This is a genomic window from Christiangramia gaetbulicola (assembly GCF_003054225.1).
Classification (GTDB): Bacteria; Bacteroidota; Bacteroidia; order Flavobacteriales; family Flavobacteriaceae; genus Christiangramia; species Christiangramia gaetbulicola.
In genome coordinates this window covers 618,717-642,791 of sequence record NZ_QBKQ01000003.1, presented here as the reverse complement: position 1 = coordinate 642,791, position 24,075 = coordinate 618,717, and the positions used below count along the sequence as shown (strand labels likewise).

General features: G+C 40.1%; 16 protein-coding genes. 6 read left to right on the top strand and 10 right to left on the bottom strand.

What is annotated here, in order from left to right; genetic code table 11:
* The first annotated feature begins 13 nt into the window (after positions 1-13).
* The 4 genes from C8P64_RS14465 to C8P64_RS14450 all read left to right on the top strand — a co-directional run bounded on the left by C8P64_RS14465 (position 14) and on the right by C8P64_RS14450 (position 7,230).
* Complete coding sequence (locus tag C8P64_RS14465) at positions 14-1,624, top strand: RagB/SusD family nutrient uptake outer membrane protein (protein ID WP_108172969.1); 1,611 nt, start codon at positions 14-16, stop codon at positions 1,622-1,624.
* Between the two features lie 18 nt (positions 1,625-1,642).
* Positions 1,643-2,803 carry a SusE domain-containing protein gene (locus tag C8P64_RS14460; RefSeq protein ID WP_108172784.1) on the top strand — a complete coding sequence of 387 codons (1,161 nt, stop codon included), beginning with the start codon at positions 1,643-1,645 and terminating at the stop codon, positions 2,801-2,803.
* A gap of 63 nt (positions 2,804-2,866) precedes the next feature.
* Positions 2,867-4,321: an alpha-amylase gene (locus C8P64_RS14455; protein ID WP_108172783.1), complete on the top strand. Its 1,455-nt coding sequence runs from the start codon at positions 2,867-2,869 to the stop codon at positions 4,319-4,321.
* A 353-nt stretch (positions 4,322-4,674) separates the two neighbouring features.
* On the top strand, positions 4,675-7,230 hold the full coding sequence (locus C8P64_RS14450) for an adenosylcobalamin-dependent ribonucleoside-diphosphate reductase (protein WP_108172782.1): 2,556 nt from the start codon (positions 4,675-4,677) through the stop codon (positions 7,228-7,230).
* 339 nt (positions 7,231-7,569) lie between these two features.
* Here the strand turns inward: C8P64_RS14450 and C8P64_RS14445 are convergent, their stop codons facing one another.
* From C8P64_RS14445 to C8P64_RS14435, 3 genes are all read right to left on the bottom strand, one after another.
* Positions 7,570-10,152 (bottom strand): glycoside hydrolase family 5 protein, encoded by a 2,583-nt coding sequence (locus C8P64_RS14445; protein WP_108172781.1) that lies wholly within the window; start codon positions 10,150-10,152, stop codon positions 7,570-7,572.
* A gap of 17 nt (positions 10,153-10,169) precedes the next feature.
* Positions 10,170-11,069, bottom strand: coding sequence for a hydroxypyruvate isomerase family protein (locus C8P64_RS14440; protein ID WP_108172780.1), 900 nt, complete (start codon positions 11,067-11,069; stop codon positions 10,170-10,172).
* 76 nt (positions 11,070-11,145) lie between these two features.
* Positions 11,146-11,850, bottom strand: a complete 705-nt coding sequence (locus C8P64_RS14435; protein ID WP_108172779.1) for an NUDIX hydrolase — start codon at positions 11,848-11,850, stop codon at positions 11,146-11,148.
* Positions 11,851-11,958: 108 nt separating this feature from the next.
* On the opposite strand from C8P64_RS14435, the gene galK reads away from it, so the two are divergent.
* Both galK and C8P64_RS14425 read left to right on the top strand, forming a co-directional pair.
* Positions 11,959-13,122 carry a galactokinase gene (galK, locus tag C8P64_RS14430; protein WP_245889708.1) on the top strand — a complete coding sequence of 388 codons (1,164 nt, stop codon included), beginning with the start codon at positions 11,959-11,961 and terminating at the stop codon, positions 13,120-13,122.
* Positions 13,123-13,125: 3 nt separating this feature from the next.
* Positions 13,126-14,169: a UDP-glucose--hexose-1-phosphate uridylyltransferase gene (locus C8P64_RS14425; protein WP_108172777.1), complete on the top strand. Its 1,044-nt coding sequence runs from the start codon at positions 13,126-13,128 to the stop codon at positions 14,167-14,169.
* An 84-nt stretch (positions 14,170-14,253) separates the two neighbouring features.
* Here C8P64_RS14425 and C8P64_RS14420 read toward each other — a convergent pair whose 3' ends face one another.
* The 7 genes from C8P64_RS14420 to C8P64_RS14390 form a co-directional block, all read right to left on the bottom strand.
* Positions 14,254-15,843: a solute:sodium symporter family transporter gene (locus tag C8P64_RS14420; protein WP_108172776.1), complete on the bottom strand. Its 1,590-nt coding sequence runs from the start codon at positions 15,841-15,843 to the stop codon at positions 14,254-14,256.
* Positions 15,844-15,879: 36 nt separating this feature from the next.
* Positions 15,880-16,878: an aldose epimerase family protein gene (locus tag C8P64_RS14415; protein WP_108172775.1), complete on the bottom strand. Its 999-nt coding sequence runs from the start codon at positions 16,876-16,878 to the stop codon at positions 15,880-15,882.
* A 2-nt stretch (positions 16,879-16,880) separates the two neighbouring features.
* Complete coding sequence (locus C8P64_RS14410) at positions 16,881-18,704, bottom strand: DUF885 domain-containing protein (RefSeq protein ID WP_108172774.1); 1,824 nt, start codon at positions 18,702-18,704, stop codon at positions 16,881-16,883.
* The gene (locus C8P64_RS14405) at positions 18,694-20,568 is read right to left on the bottom strand and encodes a CocE/NonD family hydrolase (protein WP_108172773.1); all 1,875 of its coding nucleotides are present in this window, start codon (positions 20,566-20,568) and stop codon (positions 18,694-18,696) included. The genes C8P64_RS14410 and C8P64_RS14405 overlap by 11 nt, the downstream gene beginning before the upstream one ends.
* A 166-nt stretch (positions 20,569-20,734) precedes the next feature.
* On the bottom strand, positions 20,735-22,048 hold the full coding sequence (gene tilS, locus C8P64_RS14400) for a tRNA lysidine(34) synthetase TilS (RefSeq protein ID WP_108172772.1): 1,314 nt from the start codon (positions 22,046-22,048) through the stop codon (positions 20,735-20,737).
* A gap of 97 nt (positions 22,049-22,145) precedes the next feature.
* The gene (pabB, locus tag C8P64_RS14395) at positions 22,146-23,438 is read right to left on the bottom strand and encodes an aminodeoxychorismate synthase component I (protein ID WP_108172771.1); all 1,293 of its coding nucleotides are present in this window, start codon (positions 23,436-23,438) and stop codon (positions 22,146-22,148) included.
* Positions 23,439-23,975 (bottom strand): NADPH-dependent FMN reductase, encoded by a 537-nt coding sequence (locus C8P64_RS14390; protein ID WP_108172770.1) that lies wholly within the window; start codon positions 23,973-23,975, stop codon positions 23,439-23,441.
* Positions 23,976-24,075 lie beyond the last annotated feature (100 nt).

Sequence of the window (24,075 nt, the reverse complement as noted above, 5' to 3'; positions counted from 1 at the left end):
AATTACAAGAATCATGTTTAATAAACTAAAATCGACTTTCCTTGTTCTCTTCGGATTGGCTGTATTATGGTCTTGCGAAAGCGAATTAGACCTTAAGCCAGAGGACAACAGGGAAACTTCTGAATCTGCATTTGAAGATCCGGAAGCATACAAACAATTTCTTGCTAAGCTATACGCAGGATTTGCTATAAGCGGTCAGGATGGACCGGCCGGTGACCCAGACCTTTCCGGACTGGACGAAGGATTTTCACAGTATATGCGTTTATACTGGAAATTACAGGAACTTACTACAGATGAGGCTGTAATTGGATGGAATGATGGTACTATTAAAGACCTTCACAACCAAAACTGGACTTCTGGTAACGAATTCATCAGAACCATGTATTCCAGAGTGATGTACCAAATCGCACAGTCTAACGAATATCTTAGACAAACAGAACCTTCTGTGCTGGAAGGCCGTGGTGTAGATGCTGCAACGCAGGATCAGATCGCTGTTTACAGAGCTGAAGCAAGGTTCTTAAGAGCGCTTAGTTACTGGCATGCTCTGGACCTTTATGGAAATCCTCCTTTCGTAACTGAAGAGGATGCTGTTGGAGCTTTCCTTCCGGAACAAATTTCAAGCAACGAACTTTTCGATTATATAGAAAGTGAGCTTTTAGCTATTGAAGGTGATCTTATTGATGCAGGTGCTAATGAATATGGACGTGCAGACAAGGCCGCTGCCTGGATGTTACTGTCAAAGTTGTACCTGAATGCCGAGAAATATACCGGTACAGGCAGATACAGTGAGGTAGTGAATTACACAAATAAGGTGATCGATGCCAACTATAGCCTGGTAGATGATTATCAGAAATTATTCCTAGCAGATAACAATTCTAACGGTGCTCAAAACGAGATCATTTTCCCAATTACTTTTGATGGGATCAACACTCAGGCTTATGGAGGGATGACCTTCATTATTCACGCTGCCGTAGGTGGAGAAATGGATCCTGATGCATTTGGTATCAACGGTGGATGGGCTGGTCTAAGAACTACCTCTGCCCTGGTAAACAAATTCCTTGATGATGAGGATGATGCAATTGAAGAAGTTGAGGATGAAAGAGCTATTTTCTTTACTGAAGGACAATCTAAAGAGATTGAGGATATCTCTAGCTTTACAGATGGTTATGCTGTAGCTAAATACAAGAATATCGATACCGATGGCAACGCAGGATCAGATCCAACCGGAGATTTTCCAGATACAGATTTCCCGATGTTCCGTTTAGCAGATGCTTACCTTATGTACGCGGAAGCTGTTCTTAGAGGTGGAGGTGGAAGCGAAGCCGATGCTGTAGCTTACATCAACGAATTAAGAGAAAGAGCTTATGGAAATTCAGATAATAACATTTCTTCAGGCGATCTATCCCTTAATTTCATTCTTGCTGAAAGAGCCAGAGAACTTTACTGGGAAGCACACAGAAGAACAGATCTTATTAGATTCGGACAATTCTCTGATGGCGGAGTATGGCCATTTAAAGGCGGAGTTCCACAAGGAACCACTACCGAATCTTTCAGGGATCTTATGCCAATTCCGGCTTCAGATCTAGGTGTGAACACCAACTTAACCCAAAATCCAGGATATTAATATAACAATAGAATCAAAATGAAAAAGTTTTCAATTTTCTTATTAACGATAATCGCATTTGTGGGATTCACTTCCTGCGACCATGATGATGACGTAGTATTTGTGGCACAACCAGACCCTGAAGGGATCATGTTCACCAATTCAACTGCAGAATCTTATACTTTAACTAACCAGACATCTGCCAACATAGCTGAGCGTTTTGTTTGGAACGAGGTAGACTTCAATGCCCCTACCCCGGTTACTTATGAACTACAGGGTTCAACGGCTTCAGATTTTTCAGGGTTTGATGTAATTGGAACTACTTCTCAGAATAACCTGGCAGTAACAGTAAGCCAGTTAATGGATCTTGCTGAGGATGCTGGTCTTGACAATGATCCTAATACCGAAATGCCTAATTCAGGACAGGTATATTTCAGAGTTCGTGCTTATGCCGGTGACGGTGCCAGCAACAGCCTGGAAGAGATTTCAGAAATGATCTCTTTAAATGTAGTATTGCCAGAAGAAGGTGAAGAAGAAGCTCCAGCGAAAATGGACCTTTTCCTTGTGGGAGATGCTACCGCTACTGGATGGGATAACACTGCAACAAGTAATAACTATCCATTGTTCAGAGATTCAGAAAACGAGAACATCTATTACTATACCGGGAAATTAAATGCCGGTAGTGTAAAAGTGATCGAGAATAGAGGTGCGTGGGCTCCACAATATGGTGGTGAGAACGGAACTCTAATGTACAGACCAACCGAAGATGTTGCAGATCCACCGGCAATACCTGTAGATGCTGCAGGTTACTATACTTTCACTATCAATATAGATGAAATGACCTACAGCCTTGAATCGTATGATGCTTCAGGAGCTACTGTATACAACATGATTGGTCTTGTTGGAGAAGGTACTACTGTAGGATGGCCAGGTGACGATAACCCAACACCAGACATCCTTTTAACTCAGTCTTCTTTTGATCCGCACATCTGGTATGCAAAAGATGTTGAACTTTCTGAAGCAGGGATCAAATTCAGAGCTAACCAGACCTGGGACGTAAACTGGGGTGGTGGTCAAAACTTCCCTAGTGGTCAGGCTACAGGAGATGATATCATCGTATCTGCCGAGGGAATTTACGAAGCCTGGTTTAACGACCTTACCGGAAGGTATATTTTCGTACCTCAGGTAACTGAAGAATAAAAACAAAATTTTCTAAGAAAAAGGCTGCCTTCCCGCAGCCTTTTTTTTCCTAAAATTCGAAAAATGAAGAAAAATAAGTATTTGATAATCGGTGCTTTAAGCCTTATGATAGGATTAACCGGATGTTCTTCCGATGATTCAGGAGATGTGGTAGATCCTACAGATGATGTGGTCATAGACCCAGATCCAGACCCTAATCCAGACCCACAGCCCTTGAATCTTTCAGATTATGATAATGGGAGTCGTGTAATGATGCAGGCATTCTACTGGGATGTAGAACCGCGTTTTGAATGGTGGACCAATCTTACCGAAAAAGTTCCTGGTTGGGCCGATGCAGGTATAGATCGTCTTTGGGTTCCTGTAGCCACGAAAGGTCAGTCTGGAGGATACTCCATGGGATATGATGTTTCAGATTATTTCGACTTCGGAAATTACGAGCAGCACGGTACTACTGAGACTCGCTTTGGTTCAAGAGAAGAACTGGAGACCTTCATTGCTACGGCACATGATAATGATGTGGAAGTGATCGCAGATATCGTAATTAACCATAACAGCGGCGGCGGACTTGAATATAATCCATACAGAGACAAGGAAACCTATACCTTGTTTGATGAGGAACATGGGAATGCATCTGGAATGTTCAACCGTAATTATGAGGATTTTTATCCAAATAGCGTAAGCAATTACGACCCGGGTAGTCTTTTCTATGCCGAGACCAATCTTGACCATAACAGGGAAAGAGTGCAGAACTGGCTTTGGAAAGAGGATAATTCTGTTGCTAAATATTACAAGAATGTCATGGGCTTTGATGGCTGGAGATTCGATTATGTTCTTGGCTTCGAGCCATGGGTGGTAAAAGCCTGGCTGGATGAAGTTGGCGGCTTTTCTGTTGCTGAACTTTGGGATGGTCGTGCTTCTGTACTGGAAGAATATGTTGAAGAAACTGGAAGTGGAGCTTTCGATTTCGCGGCATTCTATAAACTTGAAGAAAGTCTAGACAGGTACGAGGATCTTACGAATCTGCAGGGAGAAATGCTTTGGCAGACCTATCCGGAAAAAGCCATCACCTTTACGGCGAATCACGACACCGAAAAAGATACGAATGAGGATAACAATATTAAGCGTTCTAACAAGATGAAAGCTTACTCATTTATCCTTACCCACCCGGGATATCCATCTGTTTTCTATCTGGATTATGAAGATGAAGCCTTTAAAGAGGAAATTAAGAACCTTATAAACATTCATAATAGCCTGGCTACAGGTGAGTTGGAAGTGCTCTATGCAGATAATGATGAATATATTATGAAAAGAAGCGGAACAGGCACAAATCCTGGATTAATTCTCTATATTAGCATCAGCAACAGCACCAAGAGAAGGTCTGTAAGTTCAAACTGGAATAATGTTACCCTGATGGATTATAGTGGTAACACAACATATAACCCTACCTCCGATGAAAATGGGATGGTTCAGATCGAAGTACCGGCAAATAGTTATGCCATTTACTCGATCACCAAATAACCTTTTATTTTTGAATTTTCATAGGTGTTAATTCAATGAAGGCTCCGCCCACAGCGGGGCCTCTTTTTTTTAGGGGTAGTTTTAAGAATTTCTGACCAAATTTTCACGAATTCTGTTTGTTCCCGCAATAATATTTCTGCATTGGAACTATCCAACACAATTTCAAATATGAAAATTATAATTTTCATTATTTGTCAACTTTCTATTGTTAGTAATTTTTTAGTTTGCTGATAGTCAATATATTAACAGTTTTTTCTTGATAACTTTTTCTAAACGATTTGTTAATTGTCTCATTTCTTTGATTAGTTTTATACCGCAGTAAAACGAAATTCTAACCTAAAAATCTCATTTATATGCCTGTAGAAGAAAAACCAGTCGTTCCACAAACCTATACCCAGGAACAGGCTTATGAAGCATCTCTAAAATATTTCAAAGGCGATGATCTTGCCGCCAGAGTTTGGGTAAATAAATATGCCCTTAAAGACTCCGATGGAAATATCTATGAACTTACTCCAGATGATATGCACAGACGTATCGCGAAGGAGATCGCCAGAGTTGAAAAAAAGTATCCTAATCCTATGAGCGAAGATGAAGTTTTTGACCTTATCAAAAATTTCAAATATATCGTACCTCAGGGAAGCCCGATGGCAGGAATTGGAAACCCATACCAGGTTGGATCACTTTCTAACTGTTTCGTGATTGGGAATGATGGGAATTCAGATTCTTATGGTGGTATTATGAAGATAGACCAGGAGCAGGTACAATTAATGAAGAGACGTGGTGGAGTTGGTCATGACCTTTCTCACATTCGCCCAAAAAGTTCTGCGGTAAAGAATTCGGCATTGACTTCTACGGGAATTGTTCCTTTTATGGAGCGTTATTCAAATTCTACCAGGGAAGTTGCCCAGGATGGAAGACGTGGAGCTTTAATGCTTTCAGTATCCATTAATCATCCGGATGCTGAAGATTTTATCGATGCTAAAATGGAACAGGGGAAAGTTACAGGCGCCAATGTTTCGGTTAGAATTGATGATGAATTTATGAAAGCTGTTAAAAACAACAGCAATTATACTCAAAAATACCCGGTATTTAGCGAGAAGCCTAAATTCCAGAAAGATATAGAAGCGAATAAGCTTTGGAAAAAGATCGTTCATAACGCATGGAAATCTGCTGAGCCAGGAATCCTGTTCTGGGATACCGTGATCAACGAATCTGTGCCAGATTGTTATGCAGATCTTGGATACAAAACGGTTTCAACAAACCCATGTGGTGAGATCCCGCTTTGTCCTTATGACTCTTGTCGTTTACTTGCAATCAACCTATTTTCTTATGTAGAGGAGGCATTTACAGATAAGGCGCATTTCAACTTCGATTTATTTAAGAAGCACGTTGCTGCGGCACAAAGAATAATGGATGACATCATTGATCTTGAATTGGAGAAGATCGACAATATCCTGGCCAAGATCGATTCAGACCCAGAAAGTGATGAGATCAAAGCTGTTGAAAAGAACCTATGGTTGAATATCCGTCAGAAAGCTTATGAAGGTCGTAGAACAGGAATTGGTATCACTGCTGAAGGTGATATGCTAGCCGGTCTTGGTATTAAATACGGTAGCAAGGAAGGAATAGACTTTTCTGTAGATATCCACAAGAATATTGCTTTAGCTGCTTACAGGGCTTCTGTAGATACAGCTAAAGAAAGAGGTGCTTTTTCTATTTTCGATTCAGAAAGAGAAAAAGACAACCCGTTTATCCTTAGACTTAAAGAGGCTGATGAAAAGCTTTATTATGATATGCTGGAATATGGTAGAAGAAACATTGCCCTTCTTACCATCGCTCCTACCGGAACTACAAGTTTGATGACCCAGACTACCTCTGGTATCGAACCAGTATTCCTTCCAGTGTACAAGAGAAGAAGAAAAGTGAATCCTAATGATAAAGATGCAAGAGTAGATTTTGTAGATGAAGTTGGAGATTCATGGGAAGAATACGTGGTTTTCCACCATCGTTTCAAGGAGTGGATGAAAGCCAATGGTCACGAGATCGATAAGAATTACACTCAGGAAGATCTTGACAAACTGGTAAAATTATCACCTTACTACCAGGCGACTTCCAACGATGTGGATTGGTTGAGCAAAGTGAAGATGCAGGGAGCTGTTCAAAAATGGATAGATCACTCTATTAGTGTAACCATCAACCTCCCTAATGATGTTGATGAGGAGCTGGTAGGAAAATTATACCTGGAAGCATGGGAAGCTGGATGTAAAGGAGTAACTGTTTATCGTGACGGTTCACGTTCTGGAGTTCTTATTTCTAATGAAGAGAAAAAAGAAGAGGAAACTGAAACTACAGCGGGTAACTTCCCATTAAAAAGACCGGAAGTTCTAACTGCAGATGTAGTTCGTTTCCAGAATAATAAAGACAAATGGATCGCTTTCATTGGTCTGGTAGACGGAAGACCTTACGAGATCTTCACCGGTTTTGCCGATGATGAAGAAGGTATCCTAATCCCAAGATGGGTAACCGAAGGTTATATTATCAAGGCCAGAAATGAAGACGGATCATCCCGTTACGATTTCCAGTATGAGAACAAACGTGGATATAAAACGACAATTGAAGGTCTTTCACATAAGTTCAATCCGGAATTCTGGAACTACGCGAAACTGATCTCCAGTACGCTTCGTCACGGAATGTCTATAGACAATGTGGTAGATCTTATTAACAGCCTTCAGCTTGATAGTGAATCTATCAATACCTGGAAGAATGGTGTGGTAAGAGCTCTTAAGCGTTATATCGCTGACGGTACTGTTGCCAAAAAGGAAAAGTGCAGCAATTGTAATTCCTCAAATCTAATATACCAGGAAGGATGCTTAACCTGTAAGGACTGTGGTTCTTCTAAGTGTGGTTAATTTTCTGTTATAACTGCAAAAAAAGGTCCCGGCATTTAGCGGGACCTTTTTTGTTTTGGTAACTGATAGATCGTTTTGATAATTCTCAAGCTATATTCCTATCTGCGACTATAGACCCTGAAATAAATTCAGGGTGACGGAGGATTTTATTCGTCATGCTGAACTTGTTTCAACATCTTATTAATTATCACAATCTAAACTTTCTGGGAGGTAAGAAATATAACCCTAAACCAAAGACATGCAATCTGTTATTCAGAGCGGAACGCAGAGAAGCGAAGAATCCTTTACAAATTGATTATTGCTCATTGGTTATTGTTAATTGCTAATTGTTCACTGATTTTATTGAATCCTCACACTCCTAATACCAACCCCATGTGGTTGTTGAAGTTCCCCCTCTTCTATCCCCGGACCTATTGAGAATTGGATCGCTTCAACCTCCTCCAATTTCAGTTCGCCTTGATAGGAATGATCAAAATAATAAGGTAGAAATCCCGGGTAAGGTCTAGGCAGCGTGACTGTTCTAACTGGTTTAAGATCCTTAATATCGATCTCTATTTCCTTAACTTCATCTGTAAGTTCGACGGTCTTTCCAAAGGCCGCTCCGTTGCTCATGACCAAAGCTACCTGGATCTTTTCTGGACTATCTATCAGACTTCTCGCTTCAATGATCAGCTTATCTTTAGCTGATATTGATCTTGCTCCCAGATTTTCTGAAAAGTTATACCTGAAAGAATAATCGTAGATAGGATCTGCATCCAGGTTTTCAATATCTTTTTCAAATAACTTATCCAGCCTTACTTGAAATTCCGCTTCATTAGAACCTACGGGCACTACATTATTAGCTTTATTCCATTGTCGCACGACTTTTTCTGAATCTGTAGCCGCATTAAAAAGGTAGACCGGTGCGCCTTTTTCTAAAATAGCAGTTTCAAATTTCTCTTGGGAATGAAAGTCCCAGTCGGCCGGACTGCCTTCTACCCCGCCTGGAAAAGTAATTTTCCCGTCTGAAGTAGAAACGATAATCCTGTATTTCAGAAACCCGTTCTTCAGTAGATTTTCAGGCACCTCTGCAGAATAATCATAATTATTATCCGCCTTTAATTCTAAAGATTCATAATTGTTCCCATTTTCTAACCAGGCTTCTACTTTAGTGACAGGATCTTTTGAAACCAGGGTCGCTTTGATCTTGATCGGTGTACCTTCAGTGCTTGTGGTCACAGGTTCGTGAACCAGGTAAGTCTTGTCTACCGTACTTTTCTGAGCCTCGAAGGCTTCCAGTTCATAATTCTTATCATTATCGTAGGTGGAAATATCAAATTCTTTCCCTTGAGCATTCAGCAAATAGGTACCCGGTGAGATTTCAAATTGTTTTCCTTCCACTTGAAAAGATGCATTATTTCCTTCATTCAATCCTGAAACCTTGAAATTTTCGGCTAAATCTTTAAGGTCCAGCTCGATCTTATTTTCTTTCCAGCTAATCACTGAAACGGTTTTATCCAGGCTATTGCTACCAAACGGATTTCTAATCAGGATTGGATCTGGCATAACCTCCAATCTCCAAACTCCGTCTTCCAGTTTATCCAGGAAATAAGCACCTTTCCCTGCATACTTCACAATTTCAGAATTCCCAAGCCCGGCGATTTGCTTTAATCTTGAAACCTGCTTTGGTTCAATTTCGTTGGAATTGGTATAAATGAACTTTTCGCCAGAATTATAGGTAGCGACATCTCCTTTATAACTGATCTTAAAATCACCAAATTCAAGATTTTCAGGGTAAACCCCCAGATCTTTGTTCATAGAAACCCTATGAAAGATCTCTGAAACGATCATCAGCGCCAGGGCTTTGTGGGGAGTATAATTCAGGTTCATATAATGCGTATTATACTCGGTATTGGCATACGCTAAAAAGCTTGGATCATAGGCAAAATGTGTTGCCAGCTGTATTCCGGCTTCCCTGATACTCCTCGCAATTGCCGGATACATATAAGATTTATTCACATCTGCCGCATCGAACTCATACACCAGTTTAGCCTTATTATTTTCTTCGATAACATCTTCAAACGGAATTTTATAATCATTCACATTAGGCAATAGATTACCTTCCAGTTCCTGTTGAAAACCGAGTCCGGTGGGATACCACTGGAAGGTTCCTCCGTCTATTTCTGAAGTGAAATAAGTATCGGCTAGATGTACGCTATGGCTCACGTTATAGAAAATCGGCTTTTTAGTGCCAGTACTTTTCATCGCCTTAACCATTTTATTGATGAACGATTTCACATCCTGTGGAGTTCCGCGGTGATGCGGTTCATTACTGACCTCAAAAGCAATCAAATTTGGTTCATTCTTATAGGCAACACCCGTATACGGGTTTACATGCTCAAGAAACTGGCTCAGGTAATTCTCCTGCGCTTTTATGGCTTCAGGATCGGTTAGACTATTTTCCTTTCCATATTTATTGGAAAATCCCTGCGTATCCTCATCGGGCTCGGGCCAGCCATTTCCCCAATAAGCAATGGGTGTGATCACAAAATTTATATTGCGCTTCTTTAATTCGTTCAGTAAATAATCAAAAGCATCTAAATGTTCATTTTCAATTAGATTTCCCTTTTCATCACTTATCTCGGTATCCCAGACATGAAGACGGTAAAGGTCAAAGTTCAATCGGGTAAAATGATAGATATCCCTATCCATTTCAGCTTTGATGTCTAAACCTTTCTTTTCTGCCGACCTGTAGGCATGTGCAAAGGGCGCAGAATAATTTACCCCGAAACCATGCACTTCTTCATTGTTATGCCCCCATCTCATAATGCCGGAATCATCAACATAAACATCTCCCTTTTGTTGATTTTGTGCGTTTAAGCCAGTAAAAGCTATGACCAGGGCAAAAGTAAACAGGCTAAAAATCAATTTTAGTTTCTTCATTTGAGGTAAATTTTCAATTAAATATCACAGATCTGAATGCCTTCACGAAGAGCGGAAAGCTTATCATCATAAGTTGGAATAAATTCCTGGGCCACGAATCCGTCAAAACCGGTAGCATAAATTGCTTGCATAATCGCAGGATAATTCAATTCCTGGGAGTCGTTTATTTCATGCCTACCCGGCACTCCCCCGGTATGATAATGATTTATGTATTCGTGGTTTTCCTGGATAGTTCTAATCACATCGCCTTCCATGATCTGCATATGATAAATATCGTAGAGCAGTTTAAAGTTAGGTTTGTTCAGCCTTTTAGCCAGTTTCACTCCCCAATCTGTGTGATCGCACATATAATCTTTATGATCCACTTTACTGTTTAGCAGTTCCATAACCAGGTTCACATTTAGTTCCCGGGCATAATCCAGTAACGGAGTGAGGCCTTTTACACAATTGGTAATTCCAGTCTCCTCATCCATCCCATTTCTATTTCCCGAAAAGCAAATGACATTCTTGATTTTATGTTCCGAAGCCTTTTTAATAAGACCGCTATACTTTTCCTGGAGGGAAGCATGGTTTTTGAGATCATTAAAACCTTCAGTTATACTGGCAAAATCATCTGTAGCCATGGAACAAACCAGGCCTTCTTTTTCCACCGTATCCCAATCAGATGGTTTTAAAAGATCGATGCCCGTAATTCCCAATTTCGCACATGCTTTGGCAAAATCTTCCAGCGGAATATCCTGGTAACACCATCTGCAAACCGAATGCTTTATCTTTCCTGAAAAGGAATAAGACTTCGAAAGCTCAGCTTTGGAACTTAATTCTGAAGCTAAAACACCGGAGATACCGGTAAAACTTAAGATACCTGCCCCCAGGCCAAGATTCTTAAGCAATTTTCGTCTGTTCATTCGATCTGCCATGGAATATATTTTTCTAAAATTAATAATAAATGTAAATATTACAATTAATAATCAGAAAAATCATTCCGAAGGAATTTTAGGCTATCTCGAAGTTATACCCCGATTTTAAAAGTTTCTGATAATTCTCGTAATTGAATTTATAAAGGAAAGCTCCTCTTTTGCTGGTAGACTTATCTTTTTCATCCAGCTTTTCCAGAACATTTAGAGATAATACCTTTTTCCTGAAATTCCGCGCATCCAGCTCCCGCTGGTAGATAGCTTCATATAAAGCCTGCAATTGCGGAATGGTGAATTTTTCGGGTAAAAGTTCGAAACCAATGGGTTTATAACGGGCATTTTGTTTCAACTGCAGCAAAGCATCATGCACCATTTCGTTATGATCCAGTATCAATAATGGCAGATGATCTATTTCATACCAATGCGCACCATGCTGTTCTACCAGTTCCTCATCATAATCATCTATCCTTATCAAGGCATATTGCGCTATGGAAATACAGCGATATCCAGGATCACGGTCCTTTTTACCGTAACTTTTAAGTTGTTGCATAAACACATTTTCCAATCCTGTAGTTTCCCTGAGCACCCTCTGGCCGGCATATTCAAGATCTTCATCCAGTCTTACAAAGCTTCCAATTAAAGACCATTCACCTTTTAAAGGTTCTACCCTTCGTTTGAAGACCAGTAATTTTAATTTACCTTCGTGAAAACCAAAAATTATACAATCTGTAGCCACATACATCTTCTCCTTAACCTGGTACAGATCCTTGGAATTATAAGTCATTATTTAATTAAATTTCGATAAAGATAGATAATTCATAAAATTATTGAAACAACAATAAATGTATTATTTACGTTTATTATCTTTGAATCAAATCAAAAACGAAACATCTTGACCAACATCAGATCTTTTTCAATAAAACCGGAAGCATTAAAAAGCGATGAGTTTGATCTTACGGTAGAATCTCCGGGAAGGATCAATCTCATTGGGGAACATACCGATTACAATAACGGCTATGTGATGCCAACTGCCATTGATAAAAAGATCATCCTTAGATTTAAAAGGAATGGAACTAAAAATTTCTGCCGATTCTATAGTGAAATCTTTAACACAGGATTCGAATTTCAACTGGATAAACCTATAGAAAAAGGTAAGGGCTGGGAAAATTATATCCTTGGTGTGGTGCAGGAGATCATAAATAAGGATCTAAAACCTGAGGGTTTTGATTGCCTTATTGAAAGCAAGTTGCCGGTTGGTGCCGGCATAAGCTCTTCCGCTGCACTGGAATGTGGTGTCGCCAGCGGAATTAACGCTCTTTTTGATCTGGGATTAACCGATCTTGAGATCGTGAAATTATCTCAGAAGGCTGAAAATGATTTTGTGGGATCTAATTGCGGAATCATGGATCAGTTCGCCTCGGTGATGAGTAAGAAAGGAACGATCATAAAACTGGATTGCCTTAATCTCGAATCTGAATATATTCCGGCAGATTTCAAGAACTGTAAATTATTATTGCTGAATACCAATGTTTCTCATAACCTGGCCGATAGTGATTATAATTCACGCCGAGAAGAATGTGAAGCAGCCATAAAGATCATTCAGAAGGAATTTCCCAAAATAGTATCTCTAAGGGATCTTAGCTTTGAAATACTAAAGAATTTCAAAAATAAACTCTCTGCCAGGATGTATGATCGATGTCTGTACGTTCTTAAGGAAAATGAGCGTGTTTTAGCTGCAGCCAGTGAACTTAAGTCTGGTAACCTCAAAAGCTTCGGAGAACTCATGTATGCTTCTCACGAGGGGCTTCAGAATCTATACGAAGTTAGTTGTAAAGAACTGGATTTCCTGGTAGATCATTCCAGGAATAAAAATTTCATTTACGGTTCCCGTATGATGGGCGGTGGTTTTGGAGGATGTACCATAAACCTTATTGAAGAAGATCGAATAGATTCCTATATTCAGGAAGTTTCAGAAGCATATTTCCGCGAATTCGAAATCAAACTGGATGCGATTAGTGTGCTGCCAGGTCAGGGCACCCAAATTTTGAAAAATTAAGATATGAATAGCGAGCTGAATAATATTCCGCATAGAAGATATAATATACTTACCGGCGAATGGATCCTGGTTTCCCCGCATAGAACCAAAAGGCCCTGGCAGGGAAAAACCGAAGAAAATAAGTCTCATAAAAAAGAAAATTATGATCCCTCCTGCTATTTATGCCCTGGAAATACTCGGGCAAGCGGAGATACAAATCCAGATTATAAAGAACCTTTTTCCTTCAAAAACGATTTTTCATCCTTACTTCCAGATTCACCTGAGATAAACTTCAAGGAAGGTTTGCTACAGGCGGAAAGCGAAAGAGGGATCTGCAAAGTGGTTTGCTTTTCTCCAGATCATTCGCTTACGTTACCGCTCATGCAATTGGAAGACATTACCAAGGTAGTACAGATCTGGAAAAAAGAATATCTGGAATTAGGTTCAGCAGAGGATATAAACTATGTGCAGATCTTTGAAAACAAAGGGGCGATCATGGGTTGCAGCAATCCGCATCCACACGGGCAGATCTGGTCACAATCATCTATCCCCACCGAGATCCTTAAAAAATCTTTAAAGTTCAGGGAATACTGGGAGCAGCACAAGAACAGTATTTTATCAGATTATTTAGAGCAGGAACTCGAAGCCGGAGAAAGGATCCTGGATGAGAACGAGCATTTTGTAAGCCTTATTCCTTACTGGGCGGTCTGGCCGTTTGAAGCGATGATCATCCCGAAAAGACAATTACAGCATATTGGTCAGTTAAACGAAGCTGAAGAAAAAGCATTTGCTGAGATCATTAAAAAACTGACTATCAAATATGATAACCTTTTCGAGACTTCTTTCCCCTACTCTTCAGGAATTCACCAGATCCCTACAGATGGCAAATATTATCCCGAATGGCATTTTCATATGAGCTTTTATCCGCCGTTACTTAGATCTGCCACCGTCAAGAAATTCATGGTAGGTTATGAGATGTTCGCAGGACCTCAGCGCGATATTACTGCAGAGCAGGCTGCGGCACGCTTAAATGATCTACCAGAAGAACACTATTCAAATAGGATATAAGATTCGAAATGAATTGATAGAAATAAAAAAAGTCCGCCCTTCGAAAAGGGCGGACTTTTTTTATGAGATTAAGATAGTCTCTGCTTACTGTGCGAAATAAACGTAAACGAATATTACCAGGGCACAGATTCCAAGACCTACAGGAAGCACATATTTCCAAGGGCTGATATCAACCTGCTTGGTATGCTCAAGTACGTAATCTTCTTTTCTTGGTTTCACTCTACCAATGATATACATAATTGCGATGTTCATTACAAAAAGGATGGCCATTACATGTAGGTAATGCGGTAAAGCATCCTCTCCCACCACGAAATATTTTAATCCTAAATAAACAAGATATAGACCAACACCACTAAAAAGAGCAACTTTTGCCGCGATTGCCGGAATTTTCTTGGACAGGTAACCCACCACTACGATCGTAAGAATTGGAATACTATAACATCCATTCACCTCCTGAAGGTAACCGAAAAGTCCCTGAGGTGCATTCGCGATAAGCGGTGCAATAAACATGGAAGCTATAGCGATAAAAATACCGAAGGTTTTTCCTTTTTTAACCACTTCTCTTTCGGAAGCATTCGGGTTAAAATGATGCTTATAAATATCGATTCCGAAGAGAGTTACCGAAGAGTTCAAAGCTGAGTTAAACGAACTTAAGATCGCTCCGAAAAGGACTGCGGCAAAGAATCCAACAAGAACCGGAGGCAATACCTCGTTCACTAAAGCCGGGTATGCCTGGTCTGCATTATCAAGATCTCCCTGGAACATATGCCATGCGATGATACCCGGAAGCACCACGATAATTGGACCTAATATTTTAATAAAAGCTGCCAGCATCAATCCTTTCTGACCTTCCTTCAGGTTCTTGGCGGCTAGCGCTCTTTGAATGATCGCCTGGTTGGTTCCCCAATAGAACAACTGTACCAGCATCATTCCTGTAAATATCGTAGAAAATGGAACTGAAGCATCAGGACCACCAATAGAATCAAATTTTTCTGGATTGGAATCAACAAGCGTGGTCAAACCGGCAAACATATCTCCGTCACCAATTGCTATCAAACCAAAGACCGGGATCATTAGACCACCAATAAGAAGACCAATCGCGTTTATAGTATCTGAAACTGCTACCGCTTTAAGACCTCCAAAGATCGCGTAAATAGAACCTATGATACCAATGCCCCAAACACAGATCCAAAGCGCAGCGGTATCGCTTACACCAAGCATTTCAGGCACATCGAACATAGTACTGATCGCTAAACTTCCTGAATAAAGAACAATAGGAAGAAAAATGACCATGTAACCCGATAGGAAAAGACCAGAAACTATGGATTTCGTCGTCCTGTCGAATCTATTCTGAAGAAATTGCGGAACTGTAGTTAAACCTCCTTTGAGGTAACGCGGTAATAAAAATAAAGCGGTAACTACTATAGCAAGTGCGGCCAGAGTTTCCCAGGCCATTACCAGAATTCCTTCGCTGTAGGCCTGCCCGTTCAATCCTACGATCTGTTCTGTAGAAAGGTTGGTAAGCAATACCGATCCAGCGATCACTCCGGCGGTTAAACTTCTACCACCTAGAAAATAGCCATCGCTGGTGGTTTCATCGGTGGATCTGGTTGCAAAATAGGCAATTATAGCTACCAGGGCGGTAAAACCCACGAAGGATAGAATTCCAATCATAATTATTTCTTAAAATTTCGGTTAAATATAGAATTATTATTTTACAGAAAAAGCAAAAGTGATGTTGTTTTCATATAACTCACCAGGCTTTAATAAACTTGAGGGAAAATTTCTAAAATTAGGCGCATCCGGATAATTCTGTACCTCCAAGGCCACCGCCGGATACTTCTTATCGATCTCACTATGGTAATTCCAGGTATCAGGAAGATTTTCGGGTGAATACACCACTAAAACCGGCTGATTGCTGGACAACCTCATCTTTATACCACTTAAGGGTGCAAAAAGCTGCGCCTGAACCTCATTTTCCATTACATCCAGTACAAAAACGTCGTCCAGCTCACGATTGCCCAGCAATTTATTCTCTCGGTAATCTTTAGGACTATTCTTTAATTTGGTTAGGTTTCCTGTAGGCAGATTATTATCATCTAATTCCAGGATCTTTGAGGCATGAACCTGCATAAAGTGATCGCTTACACTTCCGCCACCATTAAGGTTAAAATAAGAATGATTGGTAAGGTTTACGATAGTCGCTTTATCTGTCTTCGCAGAATATGCAATTTTTATCTCATCCTCTTCTGTCAGTGTATATTTTGCTTTTACCTGCAGAGTTCCCGGATATCCTTCTTCCAAGTGTTCACTGGTGTAGGATAAGGTTACTGAAGGGTTTTCTCCTTCCTTGACCTTTTCTACTTCCCATAATTTGTATTGAAAGCCAAATTCTCCCCCATGCAAATGCACTCCTTCTTCATGCTCGTAAAGCTCGTATTCTTCATCCTCGATCTTAAACTTTCCATTAGCAATTCTACCGGCAAATCTTCCAATCGTAGCTCCAAAACACCTGTTCTCTGTCCTGTATTCTTCAGAAATATAATCTTCAGAATTTCCCGGACCTACAACCAAGTTGATAAGATCATTATTCTTATCGTGCATTTTAAAGCTAAAGATCGTAGCCCCGAAATTAAGGATCTGCAACTTGCTACCATGCGAATTTACAAGGTCTATGATCTTCAGATCAGATTTTTGGATCTCGTTCAAGCTTATCGGTTTTTTGATTTTACCCAGGAGTCAACTCTTGATTCCAGAATGTTAAGCGGCAGGGCTCCGTCTGTAAGGACTACATCGTGGAACTGCCTGATATCGAATTTAGCACCTAGTTTCTCTTTCGCTTTCTCCCTAAGGTCAAGGATCTTATTCATCCCTATTTTGTAGGCCGTAGCCTGTCCCGGCATCACGATATGACGTTCTACCATTTTCACACAGGCACTTTCAGCAGCCGGAGTATTCTGTTTATAATAATCGATTCCTTCCTGCCTGGTCCATTTCTTAGCATGGATCCCTGTATCAACCACCAATCGGCAGGATCTCCAAAGCTCCATGGCCAGTCTTCCAAAGTCTGAATAAGGATCTTCATAGAAACCTATTTCCTTCGGAATATATTCGCTATACAATCCCCAGCCTTCTACATAAGCGGTAAAAAAGCTGAATTTCCTGAATTTAGGAATGCTATCCAGTTCCTGCGCGATCGCGATCTGCATATGATGACCGGGAATCCCTTCGTGATAAGCAAGGGCCTCCATTTCATATTTTGGCATCGCATCCATATCATAAAGATTAGCATAATAAGTACCGGGTCTGGAACCGTCTATCGCTGGTTGCTGATAAAAAGCTTTTCCAGCACTTTTCTCACGGAAAGGTTCTACAGCTTTTACCACTATATCTGCTTCAGGCATGGTATTGAACAATTCCGGAAGTTTCGCTTTCATGGTATTAATAAGGTCCTTGGCTTTTTTCAGGTAAGCAGCCTTGCCTTCTTCAGTGTTTTCATAATAGAATTGTTCGTCACTTTCCATGAAATCGAAGAACTCATCTAAAGATCCTTCATAACCAACCTGTTCCATGATCTTTTCCATTTCACCATGTATCCTGGCTACTTCACTTAAACCTATTTCATGGATTTCTTCTGCCGTAAGATCGGTCGTGGTAACTCTTTTTAAAGCGTTATCATAAAACTCACCACCTTTAGGGAATTTCCATACTCCTGCCTCATCTGTCGCTCTTTTTTGCTGATTCTCGAGAAATTCAATTAGATTTTTATAAGCCGGTTGAACGTGATCTACCAGGGCCATTTCAGCTTCATTTAAAAGGCCTGTTTTTTGATCCTCTGTAATTTCCAGCTTATCCACCTTGGCACTAAAATCTTCCATAAGCGTGCTGGCTTCAGAAGCTTTAGTAAATGGTTTTCCCTTGATGATATTACGAGACGCGTCCAAAGTCCTGTCAAAAACGAATTTAGGTGGTACGATCCCGTTCTGTTCCCTAAGCTTAAGCTGCTCAATAATATCGTTCATCACTTTTTCCAATCCTACCAGCCTGGAAATATAGGCCTTGGCATCTGGAACCGAATCTATTCGGTGCATATTGATAAGAAAAGCAGGTAATTCTGCATGCCAGCCATGCATCTGCTCTACCGGATAGTTATAAAAACGATACTTGTAATCATCGATCTCATTCTCTGCCTGCCTTCTGGCCAGTTCATAACTCAACCTGGTCTCATCGTTCAAGGTTTCAACGTCTATGCTTTTAAGGTGATCCAGACGTCTTTTGGCCTGTTCCAGGTCTTTGGCATATTGTTCACTGGAGAAGTCATCCCATTTCCCGTAATCGGTTTTCATACCCATACGGGTTTGCATGATCGGGGATTCTTCGATTTCCTTCTGAAACTCTTTTTCGAAGAATTCGTTCAATTCCGCTGAAACTTTTTGAATTTCACTGGAAGATATTTCTCCGTCCTTTTTTTCGTCTCCACAGGAAACTATGGTTATTCCCAGTATAACTGGCAGTATATATTTCTTAAATTTCATCTTTCTTATCTTCTAGAACATTAAATTTTATGGCAGATTCCCCGTAAACGGTATGGGTCTGTTTCTGAAAATCTTCTTCTTCCGCTTCAAAGATATTATCCACATAGGTTTGAGGATTTCTATCGATCAATGGGAACCAGGTACTTTGAACCTGCACCTGAAGTTTATGTCCTTTCTTAAAGGTATGATTTATTCCCTGTAGAGTAATGTTTACATCGGTCTTGGTATTTGGTTCGAATGGCTGTGGGTTTTCAAAACCGTTTCTGAACCTACCTCGCATCACCTCGCTCCTTACCATCATATGATAATTGCTCATTTTAAGATGCGGCATGGTTTCTTCGTAGTTTTCAGCATCTGGCGGATACACATCGATCACCTTTACTACAAAATCTCCCGCAGTTCCAGTGGTCGCTACCTTGAGCATCGCTTCAATTGGTCCCACTATTTTCATGTCTTCCTCCAGAACTTCAGTTTCAAAAACCAGTACGTCTGGCCTTCTGGCGGCAAAACGCTGATCACCAGTCATATATTCCCGCGGAGTAAAAACCATTTTGATCTCATTATTATAAGAAACAGGTTTTTCCGGATCACTTACATATTCCTCCTTATTGTCTGTTGGCTCTTCAGTAAATCCCTGACCATTTCCAAGGTACCAGGTTCTGGAAGTAGTATCCTTTGGAGGCCATTCTGTATAATTATCCCATTGTCTTAATCCTGTATCATAGATATGAGCTTCAGCAAGATCTAATTCATTTGGAGTTTTATCTTTTAAGAAGTGATTAAAGAATTCGGTTTCATAGTCTCTCTGGAAATGAGTAGAAATACTATCGCCAAAATAGACATTCCCTACTCCCTGTCTACCATTCTCCCTGGCCCAGTCTCCATGGCTCCATGGTCCAAAAACTATGCTGTTATAGTTATCACTGTTCTCTTCAATGTTTTTATATATGGCGAAAGGCCCGTAAAGATCTTCAGCATCAAATAAACCTCCAACGATCATTACCGCCGGCTTGATCTTGGTGTTTTTAAAATGCTGAACGATTCCCCTTTTTTGCCAGAAATCATCGTAATTTGGATGTTCCTTCAATTGTTGCCAGAACTCGTTGTCTTCTTTATAATATTTATCCAGATTACTTAATGGACCGTTGTCTAAGAAGAACTGGTACTGATCTTCTGTTCCTAGTTTCGGAAATTCATACCAGGAAGAATCTGTTGGTTTATCATGCTGATATCCAAAAACGGCGGTAGCTCTCCAGTAACTTAAAAGGTATGCCCCGTTATGGTGAAAATCATCGAAAAAGAAATCCCCGATACTCGCTTGCGGCGAAGCAGCTTTTAAAGCCGGGTGACCGCTTAGCAGAGAATAAGTCGCATAGAATCCAGGATATGAAATTCCCCAGGTTCCAACCTTTCCATTGTTATTTTCAACGTTGTTCACCAGCCACTCAATAGTATCGTAAGTATCACTGGCTTCATCTATATCTTTTCCTTTTTTATTTGGAATATAGGCACGCATATTATCGTATTTCCCTTCACTCATCCATCTACCACGCACATCCTGGTAAACGATGATATTTCCTTCTTTCATAAGGATCTCGTTAGGGCCAATTTTGGAACGAAACTGATCTTCTCCATATGGCCTGGAGCTATAAGGAGTTCTTTGCATTAAAATTGGATATTCCTGTGAAGTGTCTTTAGGAGAGTAGATCGTAGTATGAAGTTTCACACCATCCCTCATCGGGATATCTACCTCTATCTTATTATAGTGTTCTTTTACAGCATATTCCGTTTCGTTTTGGGCCAGAACCGGATGTAAAATGAATAGGAAAAGTATTGTAAACAGTGGGCATTTAAAGATTTTCATCAATAAGATTTTTTTAAAAGTTCCTAAAGATAGAAATTCACTCTTTAAACCTAAAAGAAAATTGAATTTTAAGCTGAATTGCTTCGCTTTGTTGCACTCCGCTCGCAAAGACTCTAAAAAGAAATGGGAATTTTGATTTTTTACTATACTCGTAGTAGAACTATTCTTAGGTAATACAGATCTTCAGAATTTTCGAATCTGATTTTTCAACGGCAAAACGATTATCGGCGCGATGATTAATGATCCAGACTATTTCATCGCCAGAACATAGGATCCAGGTATGTTCTTTTTCTGGCAGAGAAAATTTCTCATCCTTAAAGAAATCGCTAAGTTTCTTTTTACCCTTCATCCCGAAAGGATAAAAGAAGTCCCCTTTTTTCCATTTCCTGATCACTAACGGAAATTTCAATTTTCGCTCAGGCACGTAAATACAGCTTGGAGAGGTCTGTCCCATCTTCTCAACTTCACTTATATGAAAGCTTCCCATTCCCGGGATCATGACTAGGTCTTCTTCCTTTTCCAGGTGATATTCTTTATTCCCGATCTTCTCATTATGTTCAGTGAGCAGCAATTTCTTTCTGTCTTTTATCAAACGATGAGTATCTGAAAGCACCATTTTCCCAGTCTGCGCGTCTATAAGATCATACACATCATCCCATTCAGTAAACCCAAATGATTTGAGTAGCTGATATAAGATCTGTTTTTGATTTGGAACTTTTTTCAGGAACTCTATATCCAGCGTATAGCCATATTTATCCTTTTCCACCAGTTTTGGATATAAAAGGCTCATGTAATCCTCGACCAGATCCAGGCTTTCCTGCAGGTGCTGCTGAGTTTTGGCAAAGCTGTCCAGCAACTGCGGATTGATCTCTTCCATAACGGGAATGATCTGGTGCCTGATCTTATTGCGCATATACTTATCTGACGCATTACTACTGTCTTCCCTCCATTTATACTTTTTCTCCCTGGCAAAGCTTTCGATCTCAGACCGTGAAAAACCCAAAAGGGGTCTCACAATATTATCCCTTTCATTTTTTATCCCGGTTAAACCTTCAGGACCCGTTCCACGGATAAGATTGATAAGAAAGGTTTCGAGGTTATCATTAGCATGATGTGCCGTAAGAGTATATTCGAACTGAGCCGAGCTGCTGAGTTCAGAAAACCATTCATAACGCAGATCGCGAGCAGCCATCTGGACAGAAACTCCATGATTTTCTGCAAAATTAAGGGTGTCAAAACTTTCGGTATATACATCCACTTCGAGAGAATCGGCCAGATCTACCACAAACTTTTCATCGCCATCACTTTCATCACCTCTTAAATTAAAATTGCAATGTGCCATGGAAAAGTCCAGTTTAGCCAGCTTACATAGATGAGCTAAAACCACACTGTCTACTCCACCGCTTACTGCCAGCAATAGTTTACTTCCGCATAAATAGGGATAGTCTGCTTTTATAAGATTCTTGAAGGTTTTTTCCATTGTTTCTCAAAGATACAAAAGGCCGGTGCTAAATCAATTCAAGTTAGAAGTACTTTTTCGCTCTCCTTATTTATTTAGAACTACAACATGTTAAGGCCTATAAATTGGTAAGTACCTCACGCATTGCTTTTGCCTTTAGAAGGCATTCTTCATATTCTTTTTCGGGATCAGATTTGGCGGTGATGGCTCCACCTACAGAAAAGGAAAGATATTTATTCTCCGAATTATAAAGGATACTGCGAATCACCACGTTAAAATCGAAATCACCGGTTGGCGTAAAATATCCTACGGCTCCACTATAAAGACCGCGTTTTGATTCCTCAAGCTGTTCGATAATTTTCATGGCAGAGATCTTTGGGGCCCCGGTCATACTTCCCATGGGGAAACTGGTGCGCAGAGCTTCTACCGGAGGAATATCTTCAGAAATTTCAGTGGTCACACTGGAAATCAACTGATGAACCTGTTTAAAAGTATAGACTTTACAAAGTTCATCCACCTTCACACTTCCTTTTTTCGCGATCCTGGAAAGATCATTTCTCACGAGGTCTACGATCATCACATTTTCAGACTGCTCTTTTGGATCTTCAGCAAGTTCTGCAGCGATCTTTAGGTCTTCCTCAACATTATCAGCCCGGCGTGCAGTTCCTTTGATCGGTTGGGATAATAAATGATCTCCTTTTTTCTTTAAATATCTTTCAGGAGAAGCCGAGATAAGATTGAAATTCTCGAGTTTCAGATAGGCAGCAAAAGGAGGAGTAGAAATTTCATTTAATGATCTGTAAATATTGAAAGGATCTATGTCCACATTTTCAGAATAATATTCCTGGCAAAAATTAGCTTCATAAATATCTCCGCGATGAATATGGTTAAGCATCAACCTTATTTTCTCCAAGTATTCTTCCCGGGAAATCCTGGCTTCAACTTTTACCGGTGTGTGGTCTGATGCCAATTCCACTTTATAATCCTGGATCTCCTTAAAGTCATCCTCTATCTCATCATCTACCATTCTCAGGTAACTAAGTTCAACCCGCCCCTCTTTGATAAAGATCAGTTTCTGGGGCTGAAAAAAGTAGAGGTCGGGAAAATGCAGTCCGTCGAAATTCTTAGAACTTAATTTCTCCACATCGTTCTTTAGGTCATAACTTAAATACCCAAAAATCCAGTCGGCAGTGGTTTCCTGGTATTCTTTGAGTTTATCGAAGGCCTGCACATAATCGGTCTTGATCGCCGTAAAAGCTTCTACGGCAAGAATGGCCTCATATTCGCCGGTCTTGGAATCGTATTCGTTACTATCCAACCAGGCAATTTCCTGAAACTGCCTGCTCCAGGACAATAACTGTTCTTTAAATTTCTTTGTTTCTTTTACCGAAAAAACTCTGGAAGTGCGCACTTAATCTTCAATTTGATGCGCAAAGGTAGTAAGCACATCCTCAATTCCCATATCCAGAACTTCGTTTATGACCTTTCCATCTTCAAAATTATCCTTAAACGAAGGCAGACTGAAACTTTCGATAACATTTCCGCCAAACCTTCCGAAGATATTCTTAGAGTATTCCAACGAACTGGCAGCACCACGTTTTCCAGGAGAAGTACTTATTAAAAGGATCTTTTTACCTTCCAGAAAATTCCTGTTCACCCGGGAAACCCAGTCGATTATATTTTTAAAAAATGCAGAAGGACCTCCATTATGCTCATTTACGGCAATAATCAGGGCATCACTTTCCAAAATTAAATTCTTGATAATAGTAGCGTTTATTGGGAAACCTTCATTTTTTTCAATATCAGCACTATAAATAGGCAATGGATAATCTGTCAGTTTAATTTCCTTGATCTCATGACCCTGGATCCTGCTTAAAACATTATGCAATAATTGCTGATTTATAGAAGTGCTGCTATTAGAGCCTGCGAAGGCCAGTATTTTTTTCATCAGGTCGATTTTCAGCTAAAAATACCGAAAATTAATCAGCAATACATATCAATCCTGCCCGCTCTTACTTGTTTTTGTAACTTTATTTAAAATTATAAGT